At 35.2% G+C, this 3,410-nt stretch carries 3 protein-coding genes; all 3 read right to left on the bottom strand.

The window, feature by feature from the left end; genetic code table 11:
* Positions 1–908, bottom strand: a 908-nt coding sequence (gene pyrB, locus RMR19_RS08550; protein WP_310603072.1) for an aspartate carbamoyltransferase, incomplete at its 3' end; no start/stop codon positions are given.
* A 165-nt stretch (positions 909–1,073) separates the two neighbouring features.
* Positions 1,074–2,600 (bottom strand): polyphosphate:AMP phosphotransferase, encoded by a 1,527-nt coding sequence (gene pap, locus RMR19_RS08545; protein ID WP_310603071.1) that lies wholly within the window; start codon positions 2,598–2,600, stop codon positions 1,074–1,076.
* A 192-nt stretch (positions 2,601–2,792) separates the two neighbouring features.
* Positions 2,793–3,245, bottom strand: coding sequence for an NUDIX hydrolase (locus tag RMR19_RS08540; protein ID WP_310603070.1), 453 nt, complete (start codon positions 3,243–3,245; stop codon positions 2,793–2,795).
* Positions 3,246–3,410 lie beyond the last annotated feature (165 nt).

The raw sequence follows: 3,410 nt of genomic DNA, 5'->3' as shown, positions 1-3,410 counted from the left end.
ACCTCCAATAACTTCATAATCAATGCCATTCTAGCATAAACACCATACTCTGCTTGTTTAAAATACACTGCTCTGTCATCATTATCAACTTCTGTCGCAATTTCGTTTACACGTGGTAGCGGATGCATTACTAGCATGTCCTTCTTTGCCAATTCCATTTTCTTCGCATCTAATATAAAACTATCTTTCAAACGAATATAATCTTCCTCATTGAAGAAACGCTCTTTTTGAACCCTCGTCATATATAGAATGTCTAGCTCTGGCATAACTTGTTCAAGCACTTTCACTTCTTTGTATTGAACATTATTCTCTTCAATTACTTCCTTACGAAGATACTCTGGAATTTTAAGTTCATCTGGTGAAATCAGTACAAAATTAATATTTTCATAGCGTACTAATGCGTTGATTAAGGAATGTACGGTTCTTCCGAATTTTAAGTCTCCGCAAAATCCCACTGTCAAATTATCAAGACGACCTTTTAGATTTTTAATAGTAAGCAAATCCGTTAATGTCTGTGTTGGGTGATTATGACCACCATCTCCTGCATTAATAACAGGGATACTTGAATAGTTCGCCGCTACTAATGGAGCACCTTCCTTCGGATGTCGCATTGCACAGATATCTGCATAACTTGAGATTACTCGTATCGTATCTGACACACTTTCACCTTTTGCAGCAGAGCTCGAATCGGCAGAAGAAAAACCAAGCACACTACCACCTAGATTCAGCATAGCAGCTTCGAAACTAAGTCTTGTTCGTGTACTTGGTTCATAAAATAACGTTGCAATTTTCTTGCCATTACAAACACTAGAATATTTCTTCGGCTTTTCAATAATTTCTTCGGCCAAAGTTAAGATTTCATCAAGTTCTGTTACAGATAAGTCAAGGGGACTAATTAAATGTTTCATGTGCACCTCCAAAAGAATATATAGTCAAACATTTCTTTACTCAACGATATATTGTACGTGATTCTTTTGGTTTTTTCAAGTGCTTTTTTCAATCCAATCATTAAAGTTACTTATAACAAGGACGATGGCATTAATTTAAACCTCGATGAAATTGGTATTATTGTCTTAATATAAGCGTTTCTCCAGTGCATCTACTATTGTTTCTAAAATCTTAATTCGAGCATAGTGTTTTGAATTTCCTTCCACTACAACCCAAGGGGCATATGTTGTTGATGTCTTAATAATCATCTCATCAACCGCTTTCTCATACTCATCCCATTTTTCGCGATTACGCCAATCCTCCTCTGTAATCTTCCACTGTTTCTCAGGATTTTCTTGTCTCGCTTTAAATCGTTTCTCCTGCTCCTCTTTATCGATATGCAACCAGAATTTAATGATTACTGCGCCAAAGTTGCTCAGATGCTCTTCCATCTCATTAATCTCATAGTACGCTCTATTCCATTCCTCTTCGCTACAAAATCCCTCTACTCTCTCAACAAGTACCCTGCCATACCAAGTTCGGTCATAGATTGCTAATTTTCCCGCCTTGGGAAATGTATTATAAAAGCGCCATAAATAATGATGCGCACGTTCAATATCATTCGGTGCACTGACCGGATTAACCTTATACCCTCTTGGATCAAGATTCATCGTAATTCTCTTAATTGCCCCACCCTTACCTGCTGCATCCCAACCCTCAAATGCTAAGATAACAGGGATTTTCTTCTGATACATGTCACTATGCAGCAAGGATAGTTTTTGTTCTAACTTTTGTAATTTTTTCTTATATTCCTCTTTGTCAATATCTTTTGCCAAATCAATACCTGCTAATACATGAGTCCTTACTTCTTCAATTGACTCCATTTCGTTTGGAACTGTAGCATTCGCAATCTCTTCATTCCCCATACGAGTAACTTGATTTTGCTCTTTTCCTTCTTCCTTACGTCTTTGTAATTCTTCTCCTAACCTTGCTACTACCATCTTCATAATCTTGACTTGCGCATATTTAAAATCCATTGCTTCAATAATTGTCCAAGGTGCATTCTTTGTATCCGTATTCTCAAGCATCTCGTTATTCATCTCAAGATACTCATTATAGTGTTCATTCTGTCTAAGGTCATATTTTTTCACACGCCACGCTGTTTCTTTTGACTGCATCAACTTATCAAAACGATTTTTTTGTTCCTGCTTTGTTATATACAAGAAGAATTTAATAATAATCATTCCATCATCAGTTAATAGCTTCTCGAAATTATTAATATCGTCAAATGCGCATTCTAATTCCTCTTTACTTGTAATCTGATCAATTCTATCATTCAGTACTCTTCGATACCAACTTCGTTCAAATAAAGTAATTCGTCCCTTTGCAGGTAGTTTGGAAAAGAAACGACACAAATACGGTCTCTTTGCTTCCTCCTCTGTAGGTCTTTGCGTTGAATACACATCAAACCCTCTTGGATCAAGTGGCAAAATCAACTGGTTAATCATACTTCCTTTTCCTGCCGCACCAAAACCTTCAAACAGAATTGTAATCGGAATCCCTTCCTCTTTACAAACTCGCTGTAGATAGGATAGCTTTGCTGACAGCTCCTCAACATTTTCCTTATACTCTTTTTTTTCTAACGTTTTATTCAAATCAATCTTCTCAAGCATTCTTACAACACGCTCCTTCCCGTATAGTAAAATCTTTTTAACAACTCCTTATCTAAAGGATTAACAAAATCGTCAGAACTATTCCTATGATAACTTTCGTGTTCTTTTTATTAAAACTCTTTTTATAAAATTAAAAAATGCCACTAATAACTAACTCTATACTTAGCTATGTAGTGACATTTTCTTTTTGGATTAAAAATATTTTTTATTACCCCAAAGGTTACTTCTCTTCAAATCTACATATTCATTATAAGCTTTCTCTAAAATCTGTTTCTCATTCGAAAACTTCAATAAATGATATGCTTCATGAAACTTATAGTACCCTGAGTCCATAAAATATTCTTCACGTTGTGGTTTACTATAATAACTATCTGACATCATCAAATACCAATGTACATCTTTCGACACCAAATCTGATGGTGTATTAAACGTATACTGACTTTTTCCAACATACTTAATGATATTCGTATCTACTCCAGTTTCTTCTTTTACTTCACGGATAGCAGTTTCTTTATACTCTTCGCCTTCTTCTACTGTTCCCTTCGGTAAAACCCAACCTTCATATTTGTTCTTATAGTTCTTATACAGTAATAATATCTTTCCTCTGAATATAACCACACCGCCACAGCTCGTTGCCTCAACCATCGCAATTCCTCCTGTAATATGGTGTGTGTTCTCCTAAAGATAGTATAACTCTTTTTATTGTGATTTTCAACCAAAAAATGTAGCGGTTCTTGGCAAATATTACGAATAATATTTATTTCCCTTAATTTTATTATCGATTAAAGTAAGTATCCATGATTTTTTTAA

The sequence above is a fragment of the Anaerosporobacter sp. genome, assembly GCF_031551385.1.
In the GTDB taxonomy this organism is placed as follows: Bacteria; Bacillota; Clostridia; order Lachnospirales; family Lachnospiraceae; genus Anaerosporobacter.
Note: the sequence above shows the minus strand (reverse complement) of the source record. Positions and strands in the feature narration are given on the sequence as shown.

What these genes read in the sequence shown, in the direction of transcription:
- RMR19_RS08540 (WP_310603070.1), bottom strand. Translation starts at nt 3,245, where the DNA reads ATGGTTGAGGCAACGAGCTGTGGCGGTGTGGTTATATTCAGAGGAAAG.
- pap (WP_310603071.1), bottom strand. Translation starts at nt 2,600, where the DNA reads ATGCTTGAGAAGATTGATTTGAATAAAACGTTAGAAAAAAAAGAGTAT.